This is a genomic window from Erythrobacter sp. HL-111, assembly GCF_900105095.1.
GTDB lineage: Bacteria > Pseudomonadota > Alphaproteobacteria > Sphingomonadales > Sphingomonadaceae > Erythrobacter.
Genome location: NZ_LT629743.1, coordinates 1,226,391 through 1,253,323, shown reverse-complemented (window position 1 = coordinate 1,253,323; position 26,933 = coordinate 1,226,391). Strand labels below are relative to the sequence as shown.

Genomic DNA, 26,933 nt, shown 5'->3' with positions numbered 1-26,933 from the left:
TGCAACCGCCTCGGTGCGCGGATCGGGGGTGTTGGCCGTGCCGTAACGGCAGCCGGTCAGAGCGCCTCGAGCGCCGGAATCAGCTCGTCCAGCGAATCGATCACCGCATCCGCGCCGAGATCGCCAGGCAGGCGGTCGCAATAGCCGTATCCGGCCGCGACCACCTTCACGCCCGCCCCGCGCGCGGCCTTCACGTCATAGGTGGAATCGCCGATGAACACGAAGCGGTCCGCTTCCCCGATCCCGCAGCGCCGCTGCGCCTCGACGACGGGGGCAGGGTCGGGCTTGGAGATGTATCGGCCGTCCTCGCCCTTGCCGATCGAATTGCCGCCGATCACCGTTTCGAAGGGATCGAGGAATTCGAGCTGGGTGAGGATCGAGCGGGCGAATTCCTCGAACTTGTTGGTGACGACCGCCATCTTCACGCCTTTCGCGCCAAGCTCGTCCACCACCCGGCGGGCATGGTCGAAGGGCCGGGTGTGGACCGCGTTGTTGTCGGCGTAATATTGCAGCATCGCCTTGTAGAGCCCGCGGAAATCGTCGCCTTCGAGCCCGCCGGCAAGACCGCCCTGCGCCTGCACCGCCCGGGCCAGCATGATCTTCGCCCCGCCGCCGATCAGGTCCTTAGAACTGTCCACCGCCACCGGCGAGAAACCGCCGAGCGCCAGGGCGTAATTGACCGCCGCGCCGAGATCGCGAAACGTGTCGAGCAGGGTCCCGTCGAGGTCGAATCCGACCCCCGCGAAGCGAAAATCCGTCATGGCGGCTCCATACATCGCAAGGCAGCGCGAGACGACTTCAAATCGCAAGCATTTGCGGGCAGGCGCGCTCCATCCTAAGGGGGACGTATGCACGATTTCGCCGCCATCATCCTCGCCGCGGGCAAGGGCACCCGCATGAAGAGCGACCTGCACAAGGTCCTCCACCCGATCGCCGGCAGGCCCATGCTCGAACACCTCATGGCCTCGGTCGAGGAACTGGGCGCGGCGCGGCAGGTGGTCGTGGTCGGCGCGGGGCGCGAACAGATCGAGACGGCTCTCGACGGGCGGGCGGAGACCTGCCTGCAGGAGCCGCAGCTCGGCACGGGCCACGCGGTGCAGCAGGCGCAAGGCGTGCTCGAGGGGTTCGCGGGCGACGTCCTGGTGCTCTATGGCGACGTACCCTTCGTGCGCGCGCAGACAATGCGCGCGATGCTCGATCGGCTGAACGGCCCCGATGCGCCCGCCGTCGTGGTGCTCGGATTCGAGCCCGAGGACCCGCTCGCCTATGGCCGGATCATCGCCGATGACGATGGCGCGATCGTCAGGATGGTCGAATACAGGGACGCCGACGAGGGCGAGCGCGCCTGCCACTTGTGCAATTCGGGGTTGATGGCGGCGAAGGCGGGCGACCTCTTCGCGCTGCTCGGGAGGGTCGGCAACGACAACGCGCAGGGCGAATATTACCTCCCCGACATCGTCAACATCGCCATCGGAGAGGGCAGGCCCTGCGCGGTCGTGATCACCGATGACGAGGACGAGGTCGCGGGCATCAATTCGCGCTCCGAACTCGCCCGGGTGGAGGCGCGCTGGCAGGCCGCCCGGCGCGAACGCGCGATGGCCGACGGCGCGAGCCTTACCGCGCCCGAGACGGTCTTCTTCAGCTGGGACACCGAACTGGGCCGCGATGTCACGATCGAACCGAATGTCGTCTTCGGCCCCGGCGTGACGATCGCGGACCATGTCCGCATCAAGGCCTTCTGCCACATCGAAGGCGCCCGGATCGCCAGCGGTGCCCAGGTCGGCCCCTTCGCCCGCCTGCGACCCGGCACGATGATGCAGGAGGGCAGCTTCGTCGGCAACTTCGTCGAGACCAAGAAGGCGGTGCTGGGCAAGGGCGCGAAGGCGAGCCACCTTTCCTATATCGGCGATGCCACGGTCGGCGCGCACGCCAATATCGGCGCGGGCACGATCACCTGCAATTACGACGGCTATTTCAAGTACCACACCCACATCGGCGAACGCGCCTTCATCGGATCGAACAGCGCGCTGGTGGCCCCCGTCAACATCGGCCCCGACGCGATCGTCGCTGCCGGTTCGACCGTCAGCCGCGACGTCGCGGCGGGCGAGCTTCGCATGGTCCGCGCCGAACAGCTGGTCAAGCCGGGCTGGGCGGACCGCTTTCACGACACGATGAAGAAAAGGCGCGAGGCGGGCCGCAAGGACAAGCCGGACGGGCAGACGCATGACAGGTGAGCGAAGAGGAAACGCTCGCCTGCTGGCTCTGCGCGCGCCCGATCGAGACGCGGCTGCAATGGCACCATCCGGTCCCCAGATCGAAGAAGGGGCGCGGCACCGTCCCGGTGCACCCGATCTGCCACAAGGCGATCCACGCCAATTTCACCAATGCCGAACTCGCCCGGATCGGCGATGATCCCGAGACGGTCCGCGAAAACCCCGCGATCGCGAGGTTCGTGGCCTGGGTGAGCACCAAGCCGCCCGATTTCCACGCGCCCACTCGGACCTGAGGCGGGCGCGGGAACCTTCGCGGGCGCAGCGGGCTTTACCGACATGACACCGAGATTCTGGATCGCCGCCGGGGGCGCGCTCGTCCTTGCAGGAGCTGCCGTGGCCTATGCCCAGTCGCAGGGCACCGAAGAGCCCGATTTCACCCCGGTGATTTCCGACGGGGCGTTCGAATTGCGCGACTACCCCGCGCTCGTCGTCGCAGAGATCACCCATTCCGGCACGCGCCAGGCCGCGAGTTCGCGCAGCTTCCGACGGCTCGCCGCCTATATCTTCGCGCAGGATCGGCCCGCGGGCGGGGAGCGGATCGCGATGACCACGCCCTTGCTGCAGGACCGTGTCGCGCGCGACGAGAAGATCGCGATGACCGCGCCGGTGATGCAGGAAAGGGTCGGCGGGGACAGCTGGCGGATGCGCTTCGTGATGCCGGCGAAATACACGCTCGACACGCTGCCGCGCCCGCCCGCCGACATTGCCCTGAGCGAAATTCCCGCCCGCCGGATGGCGACGGTGCGCTTCGCCGGGAACGGCTCGCCCGCGGACCTCGCCGAGCAGGAGCAGAGGCTCGCCGAATGGGTGGAGGCGCAGGGGCTGCGGCCGCGGGGCGGGTTCGAATACGCCTTCTACAACGCCCCGATGGTCCCCGGCCCGCTGCGCCGCAACGAGGTCATGATCGCGGTCGAGGAGGACCGCTGAGGGGACGACCCGGCGGCCGCCCCCGGGTCGTTCAGCCGCCCGTGCGATCGTCCATCAGGCGCTGCATCAGGTAGACGTGCTGGAGCGCCTGGAGCTTGGCGCGCTGTTCGTTGTCGACCCCGCCCGAATGGCCGCCGGTGATGTCCTCGAAGTAATAGTAATCATGCCCCTGCGCCTTGAGCTTGGCCGCGCCCTTGCGCGCATGGGCGGGATGGGTCCGGTCGTCCGCGGTCGAGGCCCACAGGAAGGGCGCAGGATAGTCCTCGTCCTCGCGGATCATCTGGTAGGGCGAATAGTCCTCGATCCAGGCGCGCTGTTCGGGAATGCGCGGGTCGCCGTATTCGCCGATCCACGAGGCGCCGCGGCCGATCAGGTGAAAGCGCAGCATGTCGAACAGCGGAATCTGCACGATCGCAGCGCCGAACAGGTCCGGGCGCTGGGTGAAGGCGGTGCCGACCAGGAGCCCCCCCTGCGAGCCGCCCTGGATGCCGAGATGTTCCGGCGACGTGAAACCGCGTTCGACCAGGTCTTCGGCCACGGCGATGAAGTCGTCCCAGGTGCGCTGCTTGTTCTCGCGGATCGCGCCCTGGTGCCAGCCTGGCCCGAACTCGCCCCCGCCGCGCAGGTTGGCGAGCACATAGGCCCCGCCGCGTTCGAGCCACAGCTTGCCCGTCGTGCCGAGATAGGAGGGCAGGCGCGCGATCTGGAAACCGCCATAGCCCGTCAGCAGCGTCGCGGTGCTGCCTTCCAGTTCCATGCCCCTGGGCTTTACGATGAAATAGGGGATCTTCGTCCCGTCCTTGCTGGTCGCCTCGTGCTGTTCGACCTCCATCCCGGCCTGGTCGAAATAGGCGGGCGAAGTCTTGATCACCGCGGGCGCCCCGGTCCCGTCCGAATAGTAGAGCGTGGTCGGGTTGAGGAAATCGGTGACGGTGAACATCACCTCGTCGGTTTCCTTCGAGCTTGCCGCGATCCCGACCGTCGCGTTGTCGGGCAGGGCGACTTCCTCGCTCGTCCACTCGCCGTCCGCGTAATCGAATCTCAGCACCTTGCCGACGACATTGTCGAGCAGGCCGACGTAGAGCGCGTTCGCGGTGATCGACCCGCCCTGCTTCGTCTGCCGTTCGCCTGGCGCCCAGACGAGCGTCTTGGCCGCGCCGTTCGGATCGGCCTTCCATTCCTCCAGATCGACCGCCACCAGGCTGTCGGCAGGGAAGGTCTGTCCGTCCGTTTCCCATTCGACATCGGTCGAGAAAAGGAGCTGCCCGTCGACGATGCCGTAGGGCGAAGCCTTCTTAGGGATGTCGAGTTCGATCCACTCGCCGTCCTTCCAGACGTAGTGTAGGCTTTCATGGAAGCTCACGCCGCGAAAGGCCGTGCGCGCCTGCACCGTGCCGGCGGCATCGCGCAGCAGGCTCGCGCCCGCCCACACGTCGGAAGGCTCGCCGCGGAAGATCTCCTCGGCTTCGAGCAGCGGCGTACCGCGTTTCCACACCCGGCTGGTGAAGGGATATTCGCTTTCGGTCAGCGTGCCTTCGCCGAAATCGCGGTTCACCAGCAGCGTGTCCTCGTCGATCCACGAAACCCCGCCCTGGCTCTTTTCATCGATGACGAAACCGTCTTCGACGAAACGCTTGGTCGAGGTGTCGAATTCGCGCATGACGGTCGCGTCCTCGCCCCCGTCGGACAGCGCGATCATGCACTTGTTGAGCGCCGGCGGCAGGCAGGTCGAACCCTTGTAGACCCATTCCCTGCCCTCTTCCGCGGCGAGCGCGTCGATGTCGAGCACGGTCTCCCATTCGGGATTGTTGCTGCGATAGCTTTCGAGCGTGGTGCGGCGCAGCAGGCCCTTGGGGTTCTGCTTGTCCTGCCAGAAATTGTAGAGGCCGTCCGGGCGGAAGGAGACGAAGGGGATGCGATCCTCGCTGTCGAAGATCGCCAGCGCCTCGGCCTTCAGCGCCTCGAAGCGGGGATCGCTTTCCAGCGCGGCCAGCGTGCGCTCGTTCTCGGCGCGGACCCAGTCTAGCGCCTCTTCGGAGCGGGCTTCCTCGAGCCAGATGAAGGGGTCTTCGGCGGGGCCGGGCACGCCGGGAGCGGTGTCGGCGGGGTTCTGCGCGTTCGCGTCGGTCACGGCGGTAAAGGTCATGGCGGCTACCAGGGCAAGGGTGGATACAAGCTTCAAAAGTGCTCTCCTGCGGGGATTTGCTTGACGCAGATTTGGCCGGAGCGGGGCGGCTTGGGAAGGGGAAGAATCGAAAAAAGGCGGCCCCTTGCGGAGCCGCCCTCGGATGTCGTTCGACGGTGCCGGGAAATCAGGCCTCGACCTGCTCCGCAAGCACGGTGAGACCGTTCGCGCCAACCTCGGCGAAGCCGCCGCGCACCTCGATCACTTCGGGTGCGGCCCCTTCGGTCTTGTAGACCTGCACCGCTCCGTCGCGGATCGTCGAGACGAAGGGCGCATGGCCCTCGAGCACGCCGAATTCGCCCTCCGCACCGGGGACGACGACCATGTGGACATCCTCGGAACGGACCAGCTTGGCGGGGGTGACGAGTTCGAAGTGGAGTGCCATTTTTCTTCCTTACCCCCTCGCGCTCGGGAGGGGCATCGAGACTTGGTGAGCGCGGCGAACCCGGTAGCATCCAGGAGGTGCCCGGGACGCGCCCTGCGCTCGCCGCCATCCCCCGACCCTTCCTTCCCGAGAGGGGAGGAAGGGGGGAGGGAGCCGGGATTACGCGTCCTCGGCGAGCCTGGCGGCCTTTTCGACCGCCTGGTCGATCCCGCCGACCATGTAGAAAGCCGCTTCGGGCAGGTGGTCGTATTCGCCTTCGACGACGGCCTTGAAGCTCTTCACCGTGTCTTCCAGCTGGACGAACACGCCCGGGATGTTGGTGAAGACCTCGGCGACGTGGAAGGGCTGCGAAAGGAAGCGCTGGATCTTGCGCGCGCGGGCGACCGTCAGCTTGTCCTCTTCCGACAGTTCATCCATGCCGAGAATGGCGATGATGTCCTGCAGGCTCTTGTACTTCTGCAGGGTTTCCTGGACCCTGCGCGCGACTTCATAGTGTTCCTGGCCGACGACGCGCGGTTCGAGCACGCGGCTCGTCGAATCGAGCGGGTCGACCGCGGGGTAGATGCCGAGTTCCGAAATCGCGCGGGAAAGCGTGGTGGTCGCGTCGAGGTGCGCGAAGGAGGTCGCCGGGGCCGGGTCGGTGAGGTCGTCCGCGGGCACGTAGATCGCCTGCACCGAGGTGATCGAGCCCTTGGTGGTCGAGGTGATGCGTTCCTGCAGATTGCCCATGTCGGTCGCCAGCGTCGGCTGGTAGCCCACCGCCGAGGGGATGCGGCCGAGCAGCGCCGACACTTCCGAACCCGCCTGGGTGAAGCGGAAGATGTTGTCGACGAAGAACAGCACGTCCTGGCCTTCCTGGTCGCGGAAATATTCGGCCATGGTGAGGCCCGACAGCGCCACGCGGGCACGCGCGCCCGGAGGCTCGTTCATCTGGCCGAAGACCAGCGCCACCTTCGATCCCTCGCTCGTCGCGACGCCGTTCTCGTCGGCCTTGATCACGCCGGCATCGAGGAATTCGTGGTAGAGGTCGTTGCCCTCGCGGGTGCGTTCGCCGACGCCGGCGAAGACCGACACGCCGCCGTGGCCCTTGGCGATGTTGTTGATGAGTTCCTGGATCAGCACGGTCTTGCCGACGCCCGCGCCGCCGAACAGGCCGATCTTGCCGCCCTTCGCATAGGGGGCGAGGAGGTCAATGACCTTGATGCCGGTGACGAGGATCGCCGCCTCGGTCGACTGGTCGACGAATTCCGGGGCGGGGGCGTGGATCGGCATGGTCTGTTCGGCACCGATCGGCCCGAGTTCGTCGATCGGTTCGCCGACCACGTTCATGATGCGGCCCAGCGTCTTGGGCCCGACCGGCACGCTGATCTGCTTGCCGGTGTTGACCACCTCCTGCCCGCGCACGAGCCCGTCCGTGCCGTCCATCGCGATGGTCCGCACGGTGTTCTCGCCGAGGTGCTGCGCCACTTCGAGGACGAGCGTGGTGTCGCCGTTCTTCGTTTCCAGGGCGGTCAGGATCGGCGGCAGTTCGCCTTCAAACTGGACGTCGACGACGGCGCCGATGACCTGGGCGATGGTGCCGTTCGTGGTCTGGTTCAATGCGGGTGCGGTGGCCATTTTCTCTGCTTCCTGTGGAATGATTACTGCACCGGGCAGTCTTCAGGGATGTCGATCAGGGTGTAGGTGTCGCCTTCGGCGGCGATGATTGTTTCGCGCATCGCATTGGGCATGTCGCCTTCGAGACCGTAGGCGCAGGTGTATTCGGTGCCCTCGTCGTTCGCGGTGCAGGTTGCCGTGACCACCTCTCTGTCGAGATCGCACTCGGCAAGCGCGGCCTGGACCTCTGCAATGCTCGGAACATTGCCCGCCGCCCGCGGGTCGACATCGCCGAGGGGCTCTTCCGCCACTTCGGCTTCCTCTTCGAGGATGGCGGGGGTGGTCGGTTCGGTGGCGACCTCCTCGAGCTTGTCGGCCGGCACATCGTCGCCGCAGGCGGCCAGGGCAAGCGGGGCTGCGAGGAGAAGGGTGAAGGTCGTACGCATATCAGAGCGCCTCCGCGCCGGCGATGATCTCGATCAGCTCGGTCGTGATCGCGGCCTGGCGGCTGCGATTGTACTCGATGTTGAGATCCTTGATGAGTTCTCCCGCATTGCGGGTCGCATTGTCCATCGCGGTCATCGAGGCGCCCTGTTCCGACGCCTCGCGTTCGAGCAGGGCCGCGAAGACCTGCGTCTTGACATAGCGCGGGAGCAGTTCCTCGAGGATTTCCTCCTCGCCCGGTTCGTATTCGGCGATGGCCCCGTCGGAGCCGGCGCCCGCGTCCGCGCCTTCGGGCGAGGGGACGGGGATGAGCTGGATGACGGTCGGGTCCTGCACCAGCGCCGATTTGAAGGTCGGGTAGATCAGGTGCGCGACATCGAACTTGCCCGCTTCGAACAGGCCGATCAGTTCGGCCGCGATCGCGTCGGCCTCGGCAAAGCCGGGGGTCTTGACCTCGCTCGTGTCATAGCCGCCGCCGATCTCCTTGGCGAAATCGCGCTTCAATGGCGCGCGGCCCTTCTTGCCGACGAGATAGAACTCGATCTGCTTGCCCTGCGCGAGCAGGTCGCGCGCCTTGGCCTTGGCGGCCTTGACGAGGTTCGCGTTGAGACCGCCGCACAACCCCTTGTCGGTGTTCACCACGATGATGAGGTTGCGCCGGTCCGAACCCGTCCCCGCGAGCAGCCTGGGCGCGTTGTCGCCCGACACGCGCCCCGCGAGGCTCGCCATGACGCCCGCCAGCCTTTCGGCATAGGGACGCGCGGCTTCCGCCGCGGCCTGTGCGCGGCGCAGCTTCGCCGCGGCGACCATCTGCTTGGCCTTGGTGATCTTCTGGGTCGACTTGACCGAGTTGATCCGGCCCTTGAGTTCCTTGAGTGAGGGCACTCCGGTTTCTCCGTTTCCGTCATTCCCGCGGGGTGCAGGGCCTGGGGCGGTGTTGCGCTACCTGCCCCCGGGCCCCCGTTTGCGCGGGGATGACGGGAGGTTGTTACGCAAACTGCTTCGCAAAGGCTTCGAGGCCGGCGACCACTTTCGCCTTGGTGTCGTCCTCGAACTTGCCGGTGGTCCGGATCTCGGCCAGCACGTCCGCGTGTTCGCTGCGGAAGAAGGCGAGCATCTGCGCTTCGTAATCGGTCACGCGATCGACCGGGATGGTGTCGATGAAGCCATTGGTCCCGGCGAAGATCGAAACCACCTGCTCCTCGAACGGCATCGGCGAGAACTGCGGCTGCTTCAGCAGCTCGGTCAGGCGCGCGCCGCGATTGAGCAGTTTCTGCGTCGCGGCGTCGAGGTCCGAGCCGAACTGCGCGAACGCCGCCATTTCGCGGTACTGCGCCAGGTCGAGCTTCATCGAACCCGCGACCTTCTTCATCGCCTTGGTCTGGGCGGCGCCGCCGACGCGGCTCACCGACAGACCGACATTGATGGCCGGGCGGATGCCCTGGTAGAACAGGTCGGTTTCGAGGAAGATCTGCCCGTCGGTGATCGAGATCACGTTGGTCGGGATGTAGGCCGACACGTCGCCCGCCTGCGTCTCGATGATGGGCAGCGCGGTGAGCGAGCCAGAGCCGTTTTCAGCGTTCATCTTGGCCGCGCGTTCGAGCAGGCGGCTGTGGAGGTAGAACACGTCGCCCGGGTATGCCTCGCGGCCCGGAGGACGGCGCAGCAGGAGCGACATCTGGCGATAGGCGACGGCCTGCTTGGAAAGGTCGTCATAGACGATCACGGCGTGCATGCCGTTGTCGCGGAAGAATTCGCCCATCGCGCAGCCCGTGTAGGGCGCGAGATATTGCAGCGGGGCGGGTTCGGACGCGGTCGCGGCGACGACGATGGTGTATTCCATCGCGCCGTTTTCCTCGAGCTGCTTGACGATCTGCGCGACGGTCGAACGCTTCTGGCCGACCGCGACATAGATGCAGTAGAGCTTCTTGCTCTCGTCGTCGCCCGCGTTCACCTCCTTCTGGTTGATGAAGGTGTCGATCGCGACCGCGCTCTTGCCGGTCTGGCGGTCGCCGATGATGAGTTCGCGCTGCCCGCGGCCGACGGGCACCAGCGCGTCGATCGCCTTGAGGCCCGACTGCACCGGTTCGCTGACGGATTCGCGCGGGATGATGCCCGGCGCCTTGACCTCGACGCGGCGGCGTTCGGCGGCCTCGATCGGGCCCTTGCCGTCGATCGGATTGCCGAGCGCGTCGACCACGCGGCCGAGCAGGCCCTTGCCCACGGGCACGTCGACGATCGTCCCGGTCCGCTTGACCGTGTCGCCTTCCTTGATCGTCGCGTCCGAGCCGAAGATCACGACGCCGACATTGTCCGCTTCGAGGTTCAGCGCCATGCCCTGGATGCCGCCGTCGAATTCCACCATCTCGCCGGCCTGCACCTTGTCGAGGCCGTGGATGCGGGCGATCCCGTCACCCACGCTGAGCACGGAGCCGACTTCGCTGACTTCGGCCTCGGTGCCGAAATTGGCGATCTGGTCCTTGATGACCTTGGAGATTTCTGCGGCGCGGATTTCCATGTTTCGTGTTCCTTTGAGCCCTTATGGCTGTCTGGTCAGGCCTTCATGGCCTGCGAAAGCGAGTTGAGACGGGTGCGGATCGAGGCGTCGATGCGCTGCGAGCCGATGGTGACGACGAGGCCGCCCAGAAGCTCGGGATCGACATCGGCGGTGAGCATGACGGTGCGGCCTTCGCGCGCGGTCAGCCGCTCCTTGAGCCTGGCGAGCTGTTCGTCCGAGAGCGGGTGCGCGCTGGTGACCTTGGCGCCGACTTCGCCGCGCTGGGCCGCGGCGATCGCCTTGAACGCGGCGATCATGTCGGAAAGCTTCGCAAGGCGCCGGTTCTCCGCCAGCACGCCGAGGAACCTGGTGGTGAGGTCCGACAGGCCGAGATGCTGCGCCACCCCGGTGATCGCCTGCCCCTGCGCCCCGCGCGAGATCTGCGGATTGCCGATCACGGCGCGCAGGTCCGCCGATTCGGCGAGCGCGGCCCGCAGCGTTTCGAGATCCTTCTCGACGGCGGAAACCGTTCCGTTCTCGCTCGCAAGTTCGAAGAGGGCAGCGGCGTAACGCCCCGCTAGGCTGGCCTGTATACCGGCGGAAATATCCACGCGCGAAAGATCCTCTTGGAGGTCCGAGAAACGATGCTGCGCCTCGCGTGAAAAGGGGGCCGACAAAGCCCCTGTGGCAAGGCTGGCGCGCGCCTAGCACCGGGGTGGGGATGTTGCAAGCATGGGACACCGATTCTCTGGGCGGCGTTCCCGGCGTGCGGCGGGCTGCCTTTCGCGAATCCCTATGCGCCGGGGCGGCGGACGGGGGCGGGAAGGGCGGACCGGCCCGCGAGGCCCCGCGTCAGCCGCCGCCCGCGGCGCCCTTGGGCTCGCAGGAATAGAGCAGCCGCTCGTTCGGCCGGTCGGGCAGGAGGCCCATCACCGCCGATTGCTGTTCGGCGACGATCCGCGCGGCGTCGGTGAGCCCGCATTCGGGCGGGGAATAGGCGTCGCGCATCCGCCGCGCCTCCGCCATCGCCTCGCGCCCCAGGAGATAGCGGTCGGTGCGGAAGGTGCGCGTGTCGGGATCGTAGAAATTGACCGCGACGGCTTCCTCGTCGTCGGGCACGAAGACCCGCGTCCATTCCCCGTTCATCATTCCGTATTGCGTGCGCCCGTTGACGCAGCCGTCCCCGGCCCAGTCGAACTGCACGTCGTCCGTCCGCGCGGTCACGACGCGGCTGCGTTCGGGGACGAACGAACAGATCAACGTGCCGTCGCGCGCATTGCTGGCGGGCGGTCCGTCGCCCGGGGCGGGCTCGCTTCCGCGGCCGCCCTCGCGCTGCTCCATCGCGGCGGCCACGCGGTCCTCGATTTCGGAAAAGCCCGGCCGCGTGATCCAGGCCAGCATCGCCCCGATCAGCGCCGCGCCGGCGAGCCCGGCGGCGAGCAGCGCGGGCGTCTGGCTCGCATCGCCGAGCAGCGCCTTGCGCCGCAACTCGGCCGCCATGAAGCCCGACCCGGTGCCCAGCAGCAGGAGGAGCGCGGCGATCGCCATCGCGTTCTCGCGCTCCTCGCTCACCGCCACCAGCGCCGAAAGGCGCGCCGTCTCGCGCGCTTCGCGCAGTTCCTCTTCGCGCGCCTCGAGCCGCGCCCGCGCGTCGGCCCGCTGGGCCTCGAAGCGCGCCCGCTCGGCCGCGTTCAGCTCGTCGATCGAGCGGCAGGGCAGGGCATTGACCTGCGGTTCGATGTCGTTCGCCGCGAGAAAGGGGAGAAGTTCGCGCAGGGAGACCGCGAAGTAGAATTCCGCGTCCGACCCGTCGGATTCCGCGCCGAAGGAATTGACGCCCAGCACCCGGCCGCACCCGTCGAGCAGTGGCCCGCCCGAATTGCCGCGCGCGATGGGGGCGGTGTGGAGGATGGTGTCGAACTGGCGGCTCGGCCGCTCGCCCGAAAGGAAGCCGCGGCTCTTGACCGGCGGCTGGGCGCGGAAGATGTCGCCGAGCTCCAGCCCCTGCGCGACGTCGACGTTCATCGGGTAGCCGACCGCCGAAACCTCGCCCAGCCCGCGCCGGACCTCGCCCGAAAGGGTCAGCGGCGGCAGGCGCAGCGATCCGTCGACGATCTCGACCAGCGCGAGGTCGTTGCGCGGGGAAACCGCCACCGCGCGGGCATAGGCGCCGTCATCCCCTTCGCTCGGGACGATCCCGATACGCAGCGTATCGTCCTGCAGCGCCTCGCGGATGACATGGGCATTGGTGACGATCATGGTCGGCGTCACGGCAAAGCCGCTGCCATGGGTGACGGGGACGAGCTCCTCCCCGTCGCGCGCGATCAGGACGACTCTGACGACTCCGCGCGCGGCGGCCTCGATGTCGCCGGCATCGGCCTGCGCGCGCCCGGCCCCGAACGCCGCGAGGGCGAGGCACAGCAGGCACAGCAAGGCGCGCAGGCTTGCGGACACGCCGGGTGACGCGCGCGACGCGGCGGGGGAGGACAGGGTCATAGGCAGCGTGATTGGGCCATTAGCGCGGACCCTTCAATCCCGCAATCGGCATGAGTGCGCGATTAACCCCGCAGCGGCGCTGGGCCGGTACCGCGCGGGGCGCATCGCCATCGCCCGGCGCCTGCGCTATGACGGGCGCCCGGTGCGCGGGGTTCCTGCGGTCGCGGCGGCGGGTAAGCGGGACCAGGCGCGGTTCCGGGGGAACGTGAAGGGGAGGCTGGCATGACGCCATCGCATTGGGCAAAGGGCGGACGGGGCAAGGTGATCCACTGGACGGTGCGGGCGACCTCGCTCGGGGACATGCTGGTCGCCGCGACCGCTCAGGGCGTGTGCTGCCTTGCCTTCGGGGAGGGCGAGACGCAGCTTGCGACCCGTTTCCCGCTGGCGCGCCTCGTCCCCGCAGGCGATGCCTTTGCCGCCTTGTTCGACGCGGTCCTCGCCGCGGTCGAGCGGCCCTGCCCGGCGGCGGAGGCGATCCCGCTCGATGTCGAGGGCACTGCCTTTCAGACGCGCGTGTGGGACGAACTGCGCCGCATCCCGCCGGGCGAAACGCGCTCCTATGGCGAACTTGCCGCGGCGCTCGGCAGACCGGGGGCGAGCCGGGCGGTCGGCGGCGCGAACAGGGCCAACCGCATCGCCGTGCTGATCCCCTGCCACCGCGTGATCGCGGCGGACGGCACGCTCGGCGGCTATGCCTATGGCGGAGCGATCAAGCGCGAATTGCTGCGCCGCGAACGCGAGGCGTGACTCACGCAGGAAGGCGCGGAGCGGCCCGTGCCGGCCGCCCCGCGCCCCGGGTGCCTCGGCGCGCCTCTCCCGTCAGCGCGGCAGGTTCGTCTCGAGCCGCTTCATGTGGTCGAGATGCCCGTCGATCACCGGGGCGACCTCGGTCGCGAAACTCCGCAGCACCTGGCAGTCGCCCTCGTCGCGATAGTGGTGCATCAGCCTCGTCGCCTCCTCGTGCGCCATGACCTGCTGTTTCAGCCAGGTCCGGTCGAATTCGTCCCCGGGCGCCTCCTGCAGGTGGTCGATCATCTTCTGCCTGCGCTTGTCGAGCCCGCCGGGCATGGCGGCATCGTCGACCTTGGGCGACCGGCGAACCGCGGTGGCGAGCTTCGTCGAGGTGGCGGTGTGATCGTCGATCATCTTCTGCGCCGCCTCGCGCACGGTCGGGTTGTGCGTCCGGTCGAGCGCGACGCGGCTCGATTCGATCTCGTAGCGATCGCTGATCGCGGCGCTCTCGACGAAATCGGGCGCCTTGCTGGTGGTTGAGGCGCTGGCCTGTCCGACCATGCCGCCGGCGGTGTCGGCGGCCTTGTTCAGCGCGTGCTTGACGCTGCCGGCTTCCAGGGTGCGGGTGCGATCGTTCGTCGTGCGGTCGGTCATGGGATCGTCTCCTCGTCTGTTCGTTCAAGGGGTCTTGCCGATGGAAAACATCCGCGCGGATCCCGTTCCGGTTTTCGCCCGCCGGCTAGACGAGCTGTGAGGTAGGATTGATAGAATTCGCAAATGATTGATCTTTATCAGTCCACGGCAGGCGGCGCATCGGCCCCGGCGAGGGCGGCGTTGTAGAAGCGTTCGTCGCCCGTCACCTCGCGTCCGCACCAATCGGGAAGGGCGACCTCCTCCGCTTCCTCGCCCAGTTCGATCTCGGCGAGGACGAGCCCGGCGAGCGCGCCTTCGAAGACGTCGATCTCCCATTCGCGCCCATGGGCTGCGGGCACGACATGGCGCCGCTTCTCGAGCACGCGCGTCTTGCCAAGGTCGATCATCGCCTCGGCCTCCTCCACCGGCACGGCGTATTCGAATTCCGCGCGCGCTTCGGCGGGATCGGCGGACTTGATCGTGAGCGTCGCGTTCTCCCCGTCGACGATCCGCACCCGCACCTGCGCGCGCTCGGTCAGCGCGAGATAGGCCTGCCGCAGCCGCTTCGAGCTTTCGGCGTCCTCGCGCCAGCCATCGCCCTCGACGAGGAACTTGCGCTCGATCTCGCGCCCCGGCGTGTCAGGCGGCATCGCTGCGCCGCTCCTGCGCCCGCCAGGCGTCCCACCACGCGCCCCAGCGGTCGGTGAGCGTGTCCGTGTCCTCCGCGAAGAGTCGCTCGCCGAGCGCCCCGGCACGCTCTTCGAGGTCGGCCGCCAGCCGTTCCGCCATCGCGCCGAGGAGCGCGATCGTCTCCGGCTCGCCGAAGGCCGCGGGCTCGCCCTCGATCGTCGCGACGAAGACGTTAAGATCGTGGTGATCGCCCAGCAGGTCGGTGAGGTCGTGGACCGTCTCCGCCCGGGGTTTGAGCGCCTGCGGGAAGGCGTGCTTGAGCAGGCGCGTGTGATACCAGTGGTATTTCGCCCGCTTGCGCCATTCGTGATGGTTGGCCCCGGTCGGCTCGGCGCGGGCCTTCGCCATCGCCTCGACCGCGCGCCCGTGCGTCTTGGCGAGCCCGCCCGAGAGCGCTTTCCAGCCGTCCGCCTCTAGGCTCCAGCCGCGCGCCCGTTCGCGCGCTTCGGCGAGCGCCGCGCGCGCCTCGGCCTTGACCGCCCCCCAGTCGGCGCGGTCGTGCACGGCCTTGCGCCGGTTCGTCATCTCGCGGCGCACGCTGGCGAAGGCGCTGCGGTCGACCTGCTCCTCGTGCGCGGCGATGACGAGGTCGTAGGTATCCTGCATCACCTTGGCATCGCGCATGTCCTCGAACAGGTGGGCGATCGCGCGGAAGGCCTTGTTCTCGGCCTTGTAATCGGGAAAGGCGGGGCGCACGAGGCGGATGAGGCCGCGCAGCTTCTTGCAGCGCAGGCGCACGTCGTGAACGATCTCCTCGCGCTCGCGTTCGCCGCGGTCGAGTTCGCGCAGCGCCGCGCCGATCTGGTAGTCGGCGATCGCGCGAAAGCCCTGCTCGACCCCGCATGGCGTGTCGAAGGAATAGGTCATGACAGATCGACGCTTGCGCGCCGCGGCTGTTCCCGGCTCAGTCGAGCTTGGGCGTGAAACCGGGCTCGGCCCTCGCCATCGCCCGGCGGTAGGCCTCGCGCGCACCGATCCGTTGCAGATAGGCCCTGAGATTGGGCAGGTGGTCGATGCCCTGGTCGCGGAACGCGCGGCTGGTGGTGAGCTGGAACACCATCATGATGTCCGCGGTGGTGAGCGCGCTCCCGCCGAACCAGTCCGCTTCGCCCAGCCGCCGCTCGATCTGCTGCCACGCGTTCGTCACCCGTTTCGCCAGCGGCGGCGGCATCTCGGCACCCACCGCGGCGACGGCGATCTGCATCATGCCGTTCGTCATGAAGGTCGCGTTGGCGAAATGGAACCAGTAGAGATGGTCCGCGAAATCGGGATGATCGGGGCCGGGGACGAGCGCGGTGTCGGGCGCGTATTTCCCGACGATATATTCGACGATCGCCCCGCTTTCGCCCAGCACCAGGTCGCCATCGGTGATGACCGGCGCGATCTCCATCGGGTGCAGCGCCTTCAGTTCCGGCGGGGCGAGCCGCGTTTCGGGATCGCGGTCGTAGAGCTTGAGGTCGTAGTCGAGCCCCAGTTCCTCGGCCAGCCACACGATGCGTTCCGACTGCGAGATCCGCAGGTGATGGATCGTGAGCATGGCCTGTCTCCCCCTTTTGCCTCGCCCCTGCGGTTCTAGCCTCTCTTATTCACGGCGATGCGGTTGGGCGCCTCTCGGCGCGAGCTTGACGCCACTGCTGCGTGCGGCGGCGTAGAGCGGGCGTGCGGCACCGCTGGCGTCTGTTTCACCGCGCTGTGATCGATGGGCTTTTCTGGTTGAAGGACTTGGCTCGGGGTTTCTGCGGCACTGCCGCGCCCGCTACGTCGGCGCAGGCTTGAGCGCGAGAACGATGGCACGCATCAGATCGGCATCGGGGCACGCAGAGGCGAACGCTACGCGGATTCGGGTGGCGCTTTCCATGACGCGGGCAGCAACCTTGAGCAGCCGCAGGCGCAGGGTCGTAAACTCGGCTTTTGCCAGAGCGGTGGTCTTTGGGATCGCCTGCTGAACGCGCCACAGCAGCCAGTAGGCAGCGGTGTGCAGGATCAGGCGCATCTGGTTGGCGTTCGCCGACCGGCACGAGGTGCGGTCACTGGCCAGCTGGGTCTTGTGCAGCTTGATCAAGTTCTCGGCCTGCCCGCGCGCACAGTAGAGCGTGTCATAGATGTATTCAGCCGAGCCTTGGGTTAGCGATGTGACGACATAGCGGATATCCATGCCCAGCGTGCTGGCCTCGATCCTGGCGACGACGCGGCGCTGGCGGTTCCAGCTCTTCGCGCCGTAGCGGGTCTCGGCATAGCTGCGCAGGACCGGGAGTTGGCACTCGGCGCGGCGGACCGCGCAGGCATCGGCGGCAGTGACGATAACCGGATCAGCGCGCAGCGCGGCGTTGGTCGGCAGACCGAACACGTAATCGACATGGGCCGCCTCGCAGAAGGCCATGACCTCGGGCCGTCCATAATGCCCGTCACCGCGGATGGTGATGTGGGTATCAGGCCAGTGGCGGCGAAGATGGCGCACCAGACGCCGGATATGCCCTGCCGCCTCCTTGCCAGAAGGCGTCTTGCCCGTGCGCAGCAGCATCGCCACCGGCCGGCCCGTTGCCGTGTCGTAGACATGGATCGGCAGGAAGCAGCGCTCCCCATGATGTCCGTTCCAGAAGGAGAGTTGCTGATAGCCGTGCACGACGTCGCAGGTGTCATCGATATCCAGCGTCACCGCCGCCGGCGGAGTGGGGTAGCTGGCGCAGTAGATGTCGATCATGATCCCCAGCATCTTTGCCAGCTCGCGCGTGCTCGGCGCATTCTCCCAGCGGCTCATCGTCGGTTGGCTGGCCAACCCCGCACCCGATCCCGGCAGCTTGCCCAGCGCAAGGCGGAAGCCCGGATCATCGCGCAGAGCGTCGAGATCATCGGCATCCTCATAGCCGCAGGCGATCGCGAACATCCGCGCGCGCAGGATATCTTCAAGCCGATGAACCACCCGAGCAGGATCGCGCGGATCGGCAATACACGCCGCAAGCCGCTGGCAGAGCCCCATCATGCGCTCGGCCTGAGCCAGCACCAGGACCCCGCCATCCGAGGTCAGCCTGCCGCCGTCAAACGCAGCTGTGACCTTCTTGCCGCGCACTGCTGGAAACGAAAATACGGACGCGCTATCATCGCATCCGGCGGGTGTGGTCTGTGGCATATTTTGCCCCGTTGCAGGTCTGGCTTAAGCAACCACATTCCTACAACAATGCAAATGCTTACGCCACTCCCGCCAACCCGTCAGACCACCGCCGGTGAATAATCCGGGCTAGCCCGGGAAGAACCGAGCCGGCCAACAAAAAAGGGGCCACCAACCCCCTTTTCTTGCGACCGTGTGCGCCGCGCCGCCGGACCCTCCCACCCTGGTTCCGGCGGCGGGGCGGCAGGTCAAGGCGTGGTCTTGAGCTGCTTCAGCGCCTCGACCGCGGCGGCAAGCGCGGCGATCGCCTGGTCGACCTTCGCGTCATCGCCCGATGCAGCGGCCTCGCCCGCGGCGGTTTCGGCGGCGGCGACCTGCGCGGGCAGGTCCACCCGCTCGAGCGGTTCGGGCCGGGTTCCGGGCAGGCTGTTCGGCGCGCTGTAGGTCGGCACGCCGTCGACCATTTCGACTTCGGGTTCGGCGGCCGGCGAGGGCGCCGCGCGCTGCCAGCTCGGCTCCGGGACCGCGGCGAAGGGATCGCGCTCCCGCGCCTCCGTCGGCTCCGCGGGTGCAAAGCGCGCCTCGCTCACCGGGCAGGCCGAAACCGTGCGGTTGGTCGCAAGCGCGGAAAGCGTCGCGAGCTCCGCATCGTCCGCGCGCCGGGCGAGGCGCATGAAGGCGCTCGCATCCCCGCACAACTCGGCAGTGGGCTGGACCTTCGAATGGTAATTCGACAGGCGCGTGTTGTAGGTGTGGAACTCGGCATTGCCGCGCACCGGGCCGAACCGCTCCATCAGGTCCTCGCGCACCTTGTGGCCGTGATGGCTGAACTGCTCTTCCCTGCTGTCGAGCAGGTCGGTGTAGTCGCGCAGGGTCGCCGGGTTGTCGAAGCGGCATTTGAGCGCCGAGACCATCAACAGGACGCGCAGGTCGTGGATCCGGGCGGATTCCACGAGGTCATCCTCGAAGCACGGAAAGTCATAGGCAGCGGCAGGGGCCGCGGTGACGGCGAGCGCAGCCGCAGCGAGCCCGGCGGTGAACCGGGATGAGGGTGAGGGCACTGTGATTACTCCTACTGGGTGGGGGTCGGGGGTAGGAGCGCTCCGTGTGGATTTAGTATCACATTGCGCCGGAAAGGGGAAGTGTACTAAAGAAATTGCGTTGTCAGTTCAGTTGTTTGCAACAGTTTCTTGACGGCTTAACTTATCCTGAATTGGACGCCCTTCTGGCCGCGTTTCGGCAACGTCCTGGCCGGTTCGGCCAAGCGGGCGGGAACCTTCCGTCTTCCTGAATCGCCGCTGAACCCGTCACGCCGTGGCGCGCGCAGGACGGGGCGCGAATCGCGGGGGACGATTCGTCTGCGATTCGCTCCGGCCGGCGCGGTGGTGGGGCACCGATCGCACGGCGCCCTTGTCATGCGCGCGCCCAGTCCTTGCGGGCCGGTTCGAGGCTGTCGAGGAAGGCCTGCGCGGTTTCGAGATATTCGCGCTGCCTGTCCTCGCCCATGCGGTCCCAGGTCGCGTAGATCCGCCCGATCCGGTGGTTGCTTTCCAGCCGTTCGCGGTGACGGTCCATGAAATGCCAGTAGAGCGGGTTGAACGGGCAGGCGTCCTTTCCGGTCTTCTTCGTTACCGAATACCGGCACTTCGCGCAGTAATCCGACATCTTGTTGATGTAATTGCCGCTCGCCGCATAGGGCTTGGTCGCGAGCTTGCCGCCGTCGGCGTAGAGGACCATGCCCGAGACATTGGGCAGTTCGACCCACTGGTAGGCGTCGGCATAGACCACGAGATACCAGTCCTGCACCTGCCGCGGTTCGATCCCGGCGAGCAGGCAGAAATTGCCGAGCACCATCAGGCGCTGGATGTGGTGGGCGTGCGCGTCCTCCCGCGTCGAGCGGATGCAGTCGGCAAGGCAGCGCATGTCGGTTTCGCCGGTCCACATGAATTCGGGCATGGCGCGGCGGGCATCGAGCGCGTTGTCGCTTTCGAGCCCCGGCATCAGCAGCCAGTAGAACCCGCGGACATATTCGCGCCAGCCGATGATCTGGCGGATGAAGCCCTCGACCGAATTCAATGGCGCGCGCCCGTCCTCGTAGGCCTTCTCGGCGCGCCTGCACAGGTCTTCGGGCAAGAGCAGTCCGCAGTTGAGGCTGGTCGAGAGCATGGAATGGTAGAGGTCATCCTCCCCGTGCACCATCGCGTCCTGATAGGGGCCGAATTTCTCGATCCGGGCCGCGAAGAAGGCGTCGGCGGCCTTTTCCGCGTCCGCGCGGGTGACCGGCCAGCGGAAGGGTTCGAGATCGCCGAAGTGGTCGGAGAATTTCTCGCCGACGAGCGCGATCACCTCGCGCGTGACGGCGTCGGGTTCGAAATCGGGGACGGCGGGCGGGTCCATGCCTTCCTTCGGCGGCTGGCGGTTCTCGCTGTCGTAGTTCCATTCGCCGCCCACGGGCTTGCCGTCATCGGTCATCAGGATGTCGAGCCTGCGCCGCATCGCGCGGTAGAAATGCTCCATGGTGAGGTGCTTGCGGCCCTCCGCCCATTCGCGGAATTCGGCGATCGAGCAAAGGAACCGGTCGTCGGGGAGGATTTCGACTTCGCAGGCGAACTTGTCCTCCCATTCCTCCAATTGCTGCCGGACGCGCCATTCGCCCGGTTCGGTGACGCGGATCGCGCGCGGATCGTGGCGTTCGATCGCGCGCGCGACCTCGCCGCTGAAGCTGCCCGCATTGCCCTCGTCCGTCAGTTTCACGTAATCGACCGTCCACCCGGCCTCGCGCAGTTCGGCCGCGAAATGGCGCATGGCCGAGAAGATCAGGACGATCTTCTGCTTGTGATGCTTGACGTAAGTGGCCTCGTCCCAGACCTCCATCATCAGGATGACGGTATCGTCCTTGGTCCGCCCGCGCAGGCTCGACAGGGTCCGGGTGAGCTGGTCGCCGAGGATGGGCACGAGGATCGGCTGGTCGCGTGTTTCGGGCATCGGGGCGACAATGAGCGAAGCGGTGATTGGTGCCTCTACACGAAGGAATAGGGATCGATATCGATGCCCACGCGCACGCCGGGTGCGAAATCGACCTGCCCGATCCAGTCGCGCAAGGCCGCCTGGAGGTTCGCGCTGCGCTTTGCATTCACGAGAAAGCGGTAGCGATAGCGGCCCCGCAGCAGGGCGAGCGGGGCGGGGGCGGGGCCGAGGATCATCAGGTCATCGAGGTGCGGGCGCGCGTCACCCAGCCGGACCGCGGCCTCGCGCGCTTCCTTCTCGTCCTCGGATGACAGGATGATCGCCGCCCAGCGCCCGAAGGGCGGGGCGCCCGCATCGCGCCGCGCCTCGGTCTCGGCGGCGTAGAAGGCGTCGCGGTCGCCTTCGGCAAGGGCGGCGATGACCGGCGCGTCGCGGTGGCGGGTCTGGATCAGCACCTCGCCCGGCTTGGCGCCCCGCCCGGCGCGGCCGGCGACCTGCGCGACCTGCTGGTAGGTCCGCTCGGCCGCGCGCAGGTCCCCGCCCTCGAGGCCGAGATCGGCATCGACCACGCCCACCAGCGTGAGTTCGGGGAAATGAAAGCCCTTGGTGACGAGCTGCGTGCCCACGATCACGTCGATCGCCTTCGCCTCGGCCTCGGCGATGAACTGCGCGGCGCGTTCCGGGCTGCCGAGCGTGTCCGAGGTCGCGACCGCGACGCGCGCCTGCGGAAAGAGTTCCGCGACCTCGTCCGCGATCCGTTCCACGCCCGGCCCGCAGGCGACGAGGCAGTCGCCTTCGCCGCATTCGGGGCAGTGTTCCGGCACCTGCGTCTCCAGCCCGCAATGGTGGCAGGCGAGGCGCGCCGACAGGCGATGTTCGACCAGCCACGCGCTGCAATTCGGGCATTTGAAGCGGTGGCCGCAATTGCGGCACAGGGTGAGCGGGGCATAGCCGCGGCGGTTGAGGAAGAGCAGCGACTGCTCCCCGCGTTCGAGCCGTTCGCGCAGACCATCGACCAGCGGCTGCGCCAGCCACCGCCCGCGAGGCGGTTTCTCGCGGGTGAGGTCGAGAATGCGGATCGCGGGCAATTCCGCCCCGCCGAACCGGCTCGGCAGTTCGAGCCGTTCGTAGACGCCGATTTCCGCCATGTGGAGGCTTTCGAGCGCGGGGGTCGCGCTGGCGAGGACGACCGGCAGGTCCTCGAACCGGGCACGCATCACCGATACGTCGCGGGCGTTGTAGCGCACGCCGTCATCCTGCTTGAAGCTGATCTCGTGCGCCTCGTCGACGACGATCAGGCCGAGGTCGGCATAGGGCAGGAACAGCGCCGAGCGCGCGCCGACCACGACCTGCGCGGAAGCTTGCGCGATGGCGCGCCACGCCCGGCGCCGCTCGGTCGACCTGAGCGAGGAATGCCACAGCACCGGGGGCGCGCCGAAACGCTCTTCGAAGCGGGAGAGGAAATTTTCGGTCAGCGCGATTTCGGGCAGCAGGACGAGCACCTGGCGGCCCATGCGCAGGGCCTCGGCGACGGGTTCGAAATAGGTTTCGGTCTTGCCCGATCCCGTGACCCCGTCGAGCAGGAAGGGCGCGAACCGCCGCTGTCGCACCGCTTCGACCAGCCGGTCCGCGACCGCGCGCTGGTCGGGCGAGAGATCGGGGCGGTGGTGGCCGGGATCGGCGCTGCGGTAGGGCCGGTCGATCGCGACCTCGACCGGCTCGATCAGCCCTGCGCCGACCATGCCGCGCAGCACGCCCTCGGAAACGCCCGCGGCGGCGGCGAGTTCGCGGATGGTGCCCTGTTCGTGCCGCAACCGGTCGAGCGCCTGCCGGCGCTGCGCGGTCAGCCTTCCCGCCGGTTCGCCCCCGGCAAGGCGGTATTCGGTCATCGTCGTCGGCCCGCCCAGCGCCCCGCCGCTTGACAGCGCCATGCGCGCGACGCTGGCCAGGGCGGCGCAGTAATAGTCCGCGGTCCATTCGACGAGGCGGCGCAAGGGTGCCGGCAGCGGCGGGACGGGGACGATCCCGATAATCGGGCGCAGTTTGTCCGCCGGAACCTCGGCCCCGGGCAGGCGCCCCTCGTCCCACACGATCCCCGTCACCCGCCGCGGCCCGAGCGGGGCGATGACGACGCTCCCCGGCCCCGCCTCGATCCCGTCCGGCACGGTATAGTCGAGCGGGCCGAGGGCGGCGTTGAGGACGAGGATGCGGACGCGGTTCATCGGCGGCGAAGCATAGACGGCCCGCCCGCCATTCGGAACACGGCGAACGCGACTTGTCCATGGTCCCGAAAGTCCCGCTATCCGGTGGTGCGGCGCAGGCGGAGCGCGGCGAGCGGAAATGCGCCCGCAGGAAAACGGGCAGGGGCGCGCGTTGACGCCTAGAAGCGCCAGTCCACCCGCAGCTGCGGGACATGGGCGTAGCGCGCGCGTCCTTGGCTGCTCGGGTCGTGGATCGCGAGCCAGGCGAGGCCCAGGGTCAGCCGCTCGACCGGACTGTGTTGCAGCGAAATCCGCGCGCGCCACTGGTCGCGGTCCTGCGGGCCCGTGCGATCGCGCGTCCGGACGAGATGGAGCCATTCTCCCTCGACGCTCGCCTTCGTGCGGTCCGAGAGGGCGTGGGCATAGCGCAGCCGCTGGCGAAAGCGCACCGCCATCCGCGGGGCATCGTCGAAGATGCGCTCCTCCAGCCGGGTGCGGGCCGACAGGCCCCCGCGCAGGACTGTCACCTGCTGGTGCGGCCGGATCTCCGTGAAGCCGCCCGCCGATTCCCAGATCCCGCCGCCGCCCCCGATCGTGACGCCCCGCGCGACCTTTCGTTCGAGCGTCAGCCGGATCGTCTTCTCCTCGCCCCGGCGCGCGTCCTCGCGAAAGCGAATCGACCCGTCGAGCATCGCGCGGGTGCCTCCGCCGAGATCGGTCCGGGCCGAGCCGATCACCCAGAGCTGCACGTTCTCGTCCGCCGCGCGCGCGATCGATGGTTGCCAAGCCCCGCCGAGGCAGGCAATCAGCGCGGAAAGGATCAACCGGGTCCGGATCATCGGCGCTGCCCCTTAGGCGGCGCGGGCGCTAGACGCCACCATCCCGTGCCGGCCCGCACCGCCCAGTGGAAGGATAAGTGCATGAAATTCTTCGTCGATACCGCCGAGATCGATGCCATCCGCGAACTCGCCGCGACCGGCCTGCTCGACGGCGTCACCACCAATCCCTCGCTCATCGCCAAGTCGGGGCGCGACTTCATGGAGGTGACGAAGGAGATTTGCGGGATCGTCGACGGGCCGGTCTCGGCCGAGGTCGTCGCGCTCGATCACGAAACCATGATGCAGGAGGCCGAAAAGCTCCGCAGGATCGCCGACAATGTCTGCATCAAGGTGCCCCTGACGGTCGACGGGCTCAAGACGTGCCGCGCGCTCACCGGCGACGGGACGATGGTGAACGTGACGCTGTGCTTCTCGGCCAACCAGGCGCTGCTCGCGGCGAAGGCGGGCGCGACCTTCATTTCGCCCTTCGTCGGGCGGCACGACGACAACGGCACGGACGGGATGGACCTCATCCGCGACATCCGGCTGATCTACGACAATTACGCCTTCGACACGGAAATCCTCGTCGCGAGCGTGCGGCACGTCACCCACGTCCTCGAAAGCGCGCGCATCGGGGCGGACGTGATGACCGCGCCGCCCAAGGTGATCTTCGCACTGTTCGACCATGTCCTCACGCAGAAAGGGATCGAGGGTTTCCTTGCGGACTGGGAAAAGACCGGGCAATCCATTCTCTGATGGCCATTTTCTGATGGCCATTCTTTGATGACGATCCCGTAATTCCCATATCCGCGGACCGAATGGCAGAAGAATCCCCTCTCGATCGTTTCAAGCAGGCGCTGACCGGCGCCTCGCGCGCGCTGGCGAAGGACGCGGAGGTGGAGGTCGCGTGGAGCGCGGACCTGCCGGGCCAGACCGGCAACCGCTTCCGCGTGCCGCTGCCGGGCCGCGACCTGCCGCCCGACCAGGTGACCGAGGCGCGGGGCTTTGCCGACAGTTTCGCATTGAAGCTGCGCCACCACGATGCCGGCCTCCACGCGACCGGCGCCCCGCCCGAGCCGGTCGCGCGCGCCTGCTACGACGCGATCGAACAGGTCCGCTGGGAGGCGCTGGGCGCCAATCGTTTCGACGGGATCAGGCGCAATCTCGACGCCGCGACCGAGCTTCGCACCGCGTCCGACCAGATCGTGCGGGCGCAGAACTCCTCCGAGGTGCCGATCCAGACCGCGCTTTCGCTGATGCTGCGCGAACAATTGACCGGCGAGGCGATCCCGGAAAGGGCGCGCTCCGGCATCGAGCTCGTGCGCGACTTCATCGAGGAGAAGGCGGGCAAGGATTTCGCCGCCCTGTCCGAAAGCCTGGGTGACCAGGAGGCCTTCCAGAAGCTCGCGCTCGACATCCTGCGCGACCTCGACCTTACCCGCCCGACCGACCGGCCCGAGGACAGCGACAGCGACGAGGGCGAGGACGACGACGGCGAGGAGCAGGACCAGGAAGGCGAGGACGAGCAGCAGGACGGCTCGAACGAACCGCAAAGCGCCGAAATGGCCGGCGACATGGCCGAAGGCGAAGGCGAGGGCGAGGCCGACAGCGAGCTGTCCGCCGAGGACGAGATGCAGGACGGCGAACCGGGTGAGGAGGGCGACGCCTCCAACGCGCCGGTCAAGCCCAACCGCCCGCAGGCCGACATTCCCGAAGGATTGGACTACAAGGCCTTCACCGAGAAATTCGACGAGATCGTCGATGCGCCCGAATTGTGCGATTCGGAGGAACTCGACCGCCTGCGCGCCTATCTCGACAGCCAGCTGACGGGCTTGCAGGGCGTCGTGACGCGCCTCGCCAACCGGCTCCAGCGGCGGCTGATGGCGCAGCAGAACCGCAGCTGGGATTTCGACCAGGAGGAAGGCGTATTGGACGCCGCGCGCCTGTCGCGCGTGATCGTCTCGCCGGGCACGGCGCTCTCCTACAAGGTCGAACGCGACATCGAGTTCAAGGACACGGTTGTCACGCTCCTGATCGACAATTCGGGCTCGATGCGCGGGCGGCCCATCTCGATCGCTGCGATCAGCGCCGACATCCTCGCGCGCACGCTCGAACGCTGCGGGGTCAAGACCGAGATCCTGGGCTTCACGACCCGCGCGTGGAAGGGCGGGCAGAGCCGCGAGGCCTGGCTCGCCGACGGCAAGCCGTCCAATCCCGGGCGCCTCAATGACCTGAGGCACATCGTCTACAAGCAGGCGGACGAACCGTGGCGCCGCGCGCGGCGCAATCTCGGGCTGATGATGCGCGAGGGGCTGCTGAAGGAAAACATCGACGGCGAGGCGCTGCTCTGGGCGCATTCCCGCCTGCTGGGACGCCCCGAGGAACGGCGGATCCTGATGGTGATCTCGGACGGCGCGCCGGTGGATGACAGCACGCTGTCGGTAAACTCGGCGGGTTATCTCGAGGCGCATCTGCGCGGCGTGATCGACTGGATCGAGAAGGTTTCGCCCGTCCAGCTGGTCGCCATCGGCATCGGCCACGACGTGACGCGCTATTACCGCCGCGCGGTGACGATCATGGACGTGGAGCAACTGGGCGGCACGATCATGGAGCAGCTGGCGGAGTTGTTCGAGGATGAGAAGGGCGTTAAACGGCGTTAGGGCAATCGAACGAGGCTCGCATGGATACCGACACGGCGATTGAGCGCCTTCGAGCAATGGAACCGGACCTGCGCGCCTTGGGCATAAAGCATGTCTCGCTGTTCGGTTCGCGGGCACGAAACGTCGCGAGCACGACGAGCGATTTCGATCTTGCGCTCGAGTTCGGCCGGGATCGCGAGATCGGCGGATTCGCCTTTGCCGATCTGGGATACCGGCTCGAACAGGCGCTTGCCTCGAAGGTCGATCTGGTGATCGAGCCTGCTCGCAAGGCTCGGCTTCAGCGTGAGATAGATCGAGACCGGAAACGTGTCTTCTGAACGTCG

General features: G+C 67.7%; 25 protein-coding genes. 7 read left to right on the top strand and 18 right to left on the bottom strand.

What is annotated here, in order from left to right:
* Window positions 1–56: 56 nt before the first annotated feature.
* The gene (locus tag BLU08_RS05970; protein WP_090201082.1) at window positions 57–761 is read right to left on the bottom strand and encodes an HAD hydrolase-like protein; all 705 of its coding nucleotides are present in this window, start codon (window positions 759–761) and stop codon (window positions 57–59) included.
* A gap of 87 nt (window positions 762–848) precedes the next feature.
* Here BLU08_RS05970 and glmU point away from each other — a divergent pair, with 87 nt between their 5' ends.
* The 3 genes from glmU to BLU08_RS05955 are packed head-to-tail and all read left to right on the top strand — an operon-like array spanning window position 849 to window position 3,200.
* Complete coding sequence (gene glmU, locus BLU08_RS05965; protein ID WP_090196719.1) at window positions 849–2,234, top strand: bifunctional UDP-N-acetylglucosamine diphosphorylase/glucosamine-1-phosphate N-acetyltransferase GlmU; 1,386 nt, start codon at window positions 849–851, stop codon at window positions 2,232–2,234.
* The gene (locus BLU08_RS05960; protein WP_090196715.1) at window positions 2,231–2,506 is read left to right on the top strand and encodes an HNH endonuclease; all 276 of its coding nucleotides are present in this window, start codon (window positions 2,231–2,233) and stop codon (window positions 2,504–2,506) included. The genes glmU and BLU08_RS05960 overlap by 4 nt, the downstream gene beginning before the upstream one ends.
* Before the next feature lie 43 nt (window positions 2,507–2,549).
* Window positions 2,550–3,200, top strand: a complete 651-nt coding sequence (locus tag BLU08_RS05955; protein ID WP_090196709.1) for a heme-binding protein — start codon at window positions 2,550–2,552, stop codon at window positions 3,198–3,200.
* 31 nt (window positions 3,201–3,231) lie between these two features.
* Here the strand turns inward: BLU08_RS05955 and BLU08_RS05950 are convergent, their stop codons facing one another.
* From BLU08_RS05950 to BLU08_RS05915, 8 genes are all read right to left on the bottom strand, one after another.
* The gene (locus BLU08_RS05950) at window positions 3,232–5,346 is read right to left on the bottom strand and encodes a prolyl oligopeptidase family protein (protein ID WP_090196704.1); all 2,115 of its coding nucleotides are present in this window, start codon (window positions 5,344–5,346) and stop codon (window positions 3,232–3,234) included.
* Window positions 5,347–5,512: 166 nt separating this feature from the next.
* Entirely contained in the window at window positions 5,513–5,770 is a 258-nt protein-coding gene (locus tag BLU08_RS05945) for an ATP synthase F1 subunit epsilon (RefSeq protein ID WP_090196702.1), read from the bottom strand.
* A gap of 159 nt (window positions 5,771–5,929) precedes the next feature.
* Complete coding sequence (gene atpD, locus BLU08_RS05940; protein WP_090196699.1) at window positions 5,930–7,387, bottom strand: F0F1 ATP synthase subunit beta; 1,458 nt, start codon at window positions 7,385–7,387, stop codon at window positions 5,930–5,932.
* Window positions 7,388–7,410: 23 nt separating this feature from the next.
* On the bottom strand, window positions 7,411–7,812 hold the full coding sequence (locus BLU08_RS05935; RefSeq protein WP_090196694.1) for a hypothetical protein: 402 nt from the start codon (window positions 7,810–7,812) through the stop codon (window positions 7,411–7,413).
* A gap of 1 nt (window position 7,813) precedes the next feature.
* Window positions 7,814–8,695, bottom strand: coding sequence for a F0F1 ATP synthase subunit gamma (locus BLU08_RS05930; RefSeq protein ID WP_090196692.1), 882 nt, complete (start codon window positions 8,693–8,695; stop codon window positions 7,814–7,816).
* A 103-nt stretch (window positions 8,696–8,798) separates the two neighbouring features.
* The gene (gene atpA, locus BLU08_RS05925) at window positions 8,799–10,328 is read right to left on the bottom strand and encodes a F0F1 ATP synthase subunit alpha (protein WP_090196690.1); all 1,530 of its coding nucleotides are present in this window, start codon (window positions 10,326–10,328) and stop codon (window positions 8,799–8,801) included.
* Between the two features lie 35 nt (window positions 10,329–10,363).
* A complete protein-coding gene (locus BLU08_RS05920) occupies window positions 10,364–10,918 on the bottom strand; it encodes a F0F1 ATP synthase subunit delta (RefSeq protein ID WP_090201080.1) in 555 nt (184 codons plus the stop codon).
* 241 nt (window positions 10,919–11,159) lie between these two features.
* Window positions 11,160–12,803 carry a serine protease gene (locus tag BLU08_RS05915; RefSeq protein ID WP_090196685.1) on the bottom strand — a complete coding sequence of 548 codons (1,644 nt, stop codon included), beginning with the start codon at window positions 12,801–12,803 and terminating at the stop codon, window positions 11,160–11,162.
* Window positions 12,804–13,025: 222 nt separating this feature from the next.
* Here BLU08_RS05915 and BLU08_RS15590 point away from each other — a divergent pair, with 222 nt between their 5' ends.
* Window positions 13,026–13,550: a methylated-DNA--[protein]-cysteine S-methyltransferase gene (locus BLU08_RS15590; protein WP_090196682.1), complete on the top strand. Its 525-nt coding sequence runs from the start codon at window positions 13,026–13,028 to the stop codon at window positions 13,548–13,550.
* A gap of 72 nt (window positions 13,551–13,622) precedes the next feature.
* On the opposite strand, the gene BLU08_RS05905 is transcribed toward BLU08_RS15590, so the two are convergent.
* The 9 genes from BLU08_RS05905 to BLU08_RS05865 form a co-directional block, all read right to left on the bottom strand.
* Window positions 13,623–14,189, bottom strand: a complete 567-nt coding sequence (locus BLU08_RS05905) for a DUF4142 domain-containing protein (protein WP_090196679.1) — start codon at window positions 14,187–14,189, stop codon at window positions 13,623–13,625.
* A gap of 137 nt (window positions 14,190–14,326) precedes the next feature.
* The gene (locus BLU08_RS05900; RefSeq protein ID WP_090196674.1) at window positions 14,327–14,818 is read right to left on the bottom strand and encodes a CYTH domain-containing protein; all 492 of its coding nucleotides are present in this window, start codon (window positions 14,816–14,818) and stop codon (window positions 14,327–14,329) included.
* Window positions 14,808–15,725 (bottom strand): CHAD domain-containing protein, encoded by a 918-nt coding sequence (locus BLU08_RS05895; protein ID WP_090196671.1) that lies wholly within the window; start codon window positions 15,723–15,725, stop codon window positions 14,808–14,810. The genes BLU08_RS05900 and BLU08_RS05895 overlap by 11 nt, the downstream gene beginning before the upstream one ends.
* 37 nt (window positions 15,726–15,762) lie before the next feature.
* The gene (locus BLU08_RS05890; RefSeq protein WP_090196668.1) at window positions 15,763–16,395 is read right to left on the bottom strand and encodes a glutathione S-transferase family protein; all 633 of its coding nucleotides are present in this window, start codon (window positions 16,393–16,395) and stop codon (window positions 15,763–15,765) included.
* A gap of 219 nt (window positions 16,396–16,614) precedes the next feature.
* Entirely contained in the window at window positions 16,615–17,985 is a 1,371-nt protein-coding gene (locus BLU08_RS05885) for an IS1380 family transposase (RefSeq protein WP_090193770.1), read from the bottom strand.
* Window positions 17,986–18,212: 227 nt separating this feature from the next.
* Window positions 18,213–19,025, bottom strand: coding sequence for a hypothetical protein (locus BLU08_RS05880; protein ID WP_157674464.1), 813 nt, complete (start codon window positions 19,023–19,025; stop codon window positions 18,213–18,215).
* 352 nt (window positions 19,026–19,377) lie between these two features.
* A complete protein-coding gene (locus tag BLU08_RS05875; protein ID WP_090196662.1) occupies window positions 19,378–20,949 on the bottom strand; it encodes a cryptochrome/photolyase family protein in 1,572 nt (523 codons plus the stop codon).
* Between the two features lie 35 nt (window positions 20,950–20,984).
* Window positions 20,985–23,153 (bottom strand): primosomal protein N', encoded by a 2,169-nt coding sequence (locus BLU08_RS05870; RefSeq protein ID WP_090196657.1) that lies wholly within the window; start codon window positions 23,151–23,153, stop codon window positions 20,985–20,987.
* 158 nt (window positions 23,154–23,311) lie between these two features.
* Window positions 23,312–23,971: a DUF2490 domain-containing protein gene (locus tag BLU08_RS05865; RefSeq protein ID WP_090196653.1), complete on the bottom strand. Its 660-nt coding sequence runs from the start codon at window positions 23,969–23,971 to the stop codon at window positions 23,312–23,314.
* 81 nt (window positions 23,972–24,052) lie between these two features.
* On the opposite strand from BLU08_RS05865, the gene fsa reads away from it, so the two are divergent.
* From fsa to BLU08_RS05850, 3 genes are all read left to right on the top strand, one after another.
* A complete protein-coding gene (fsa, locus tag BLU08_RS05860; protein ID WP_090196649.1) occupies window positions 24,053–24,706 on the top strand; it encodes a fructose-6-phosphate aldolase in 654 nt (217 codons plus the stop codon).
* A 62-nt stretch (window positions 24,707–24,768) separates the two neighbouring features.
* Window positions 24,769–26,610 (top strand): cobaltochelatase subunit CobT, encoded by a 1,842-nt coding sequence (gene cobT, locus BLU08_RS05855; RefSeq protein ID WP_090196645.1) that lies wholly within the window; start codon window positions 24,769–24,771, stop codon window positions 26,608–26,610.
* A 20-nt stretch (window positions 26,611–26,630) separates the two neighbouring features.
* Window positions 26,631–26,927, top strand: coding sequence for a nucleotidyltransferase family protein (locus tag BLU08_RS05850; protein WP_090196640.1), 297 nt, complete (start codon window positions 26,631–26,633; stop codon window positions 26,925–26,927).
* The last annotated feature ends 6 nt before the right edge of the window (window positions 26,928–26,933 follow it).

Excerpts from the sequence above, each read along its gene's own strand:
- BLU08_RS05970 (WP_090201082.1), bottom strand. The coding sequence starts at position 761 with ATGACGGATTTTCGCTTCGCGGGGGTCGGATTCGACCTCGACGGGACC.
- glmU (WP_090196719.1), top strand. The coding sequence starts at position 849 with ATGCACGATTTCGCCGCCATCATCCTCGCCGCGGGCAAGGGCACCCGC.
- BLU08_RS05955 (WP_090196709.1), top strand. The coding sequence starts at position 2,550 with ATGACACCGAGATTCTGGATCGCCGCCGGGGGCGCGCTCGTCCTTGCA.
- BLU08_RS05950 (WP_090196704.1), bottom strand. The coding sequence starts at position 5,346 with ATGACCTTTACCGCCGTGACCGACGCGAACGCGCAGAACCCCGCCGAC.
- BLU08_RS05945 (WP_090196702.1), bottom strand. The coding sequence starts at position 5,770 with ATGGCACTCCACTTCGAACTCGTCACCCCCGCCAAGCTGGTCCGTTCC.
- atpD (WP_090196699.1), bottom strand. The coding sequence starts at position 7,387 with ATGGCCACCGCACCCGCATTGAACCAGACCACGAACGGCACCATCGCC.
- BLU08_RS05935 (WP_090196694.1), bottom strand. The coding sequence starts at position 7,812 with ATGCGTACGACCTTCACCCTTCTCCTCGCAGCCCCGCTTGCCCTGGCC.
- atpA (WP_090196690.1), bottom strand. The coding sequence starts at position 10,328 with ATGGAAATCCGCGCCGCAGAAATCTCCAAGGTCATCAAGGACCAGATC.
- BLU08_RS05915 (WP_090196685.1), bottom strand. The coding sequence starts at position 12,803 with ATGACCCTGTCCTCCCCCGCCGCGTCGCGCGCGTCACCCGGCGTGTCC.
- BLU08_RS15590 (WP_090196682.1), top strand. The coding sequence starts at position 13,026 with ATGACGCCATCGCATTGGGCAAAGGGCGGACGGGGCAAGGTGATCCAC.
- BLU08_RS05905 (WP_090196679.1), bottom strand. The coding sequence starts at position 14,189 with ATGACCGACCGCACGACGAACGATCGCACCCGCACCCTGGAAGCCGGC.
- BLU08_RS05900 (WP_090196674.1), bottom strand. The coding sequence starts at position 14,818 with ATGCCGCCTGACACGCCGGGGCGCGAGATCGAGCGCAAGTTCCTCGTC.
- BLU08_RS05895 (WP_090196671.1), bottom strand. The coding sequence starts at position 15,725 with ATGACCTATTCCTTCGACACGCCATGCGGGGTCGAGCAGGGCTTTCGC.
- BLU08_RS05890 (WP_090196668.1), bottom strand. The coding sequence starts at position 16,395 with ATGCTCACGATCCATCACCTGCGGATCTCGCAGTCGGAACGCATCGTG.
- BLU08_RS05885 (WP_090193770.1), bottom strand. The coding sequence starts at position 17,985 with ATGCCACAGACCACACCCGCCGGATGCGATGATAGCGCGTCCGTATTT.
- BLU08_RS05875 (WP_090196662.1), bottom strand. The coding sequence starts at position 20,949 with ATGCCCGAAACACGCGACCAGCCGATCCTCGTGCCCATCCTCGGCGAC.
- BLU08_RS05870 (WP_090196657.1), bottom strand. The coding sequence starts at position 23,153 with ATGAACCGCGTCCGCATCCTCGTCCTCAACGCCGCCCTCGGCCCGCTC.
- BLU08_RS05865 (WP_090196653.1), bottom strand. The coding sequence starts at position 23,971 with ATGATCCGGACCCGGTTGATCCTTTCCGCGCTGATTGCCTGCCTCGGC.
- fsa (WP_090196649.1), top strand. The coding sequence starts at position 24,053 with ATGAAATTCTTCGTCGATACCGCCGAGATCGATGCCATCCGCGAACTC.
- cobT (WP_090196645.1), top strand. The coding sequence starts at position 24,769 with ATGGCAGAAGAATCCCCTCTCGATCGTTTCAAGCAGGCGCTGACCGGC.
- BLU08_RS05850 (WP_090196640.1), top strand. The coding sequence starts at position 26,631 with ATGGATACCGACACGGCGATTGAGCGCCTTCGAGCAATGGAACCGGAC.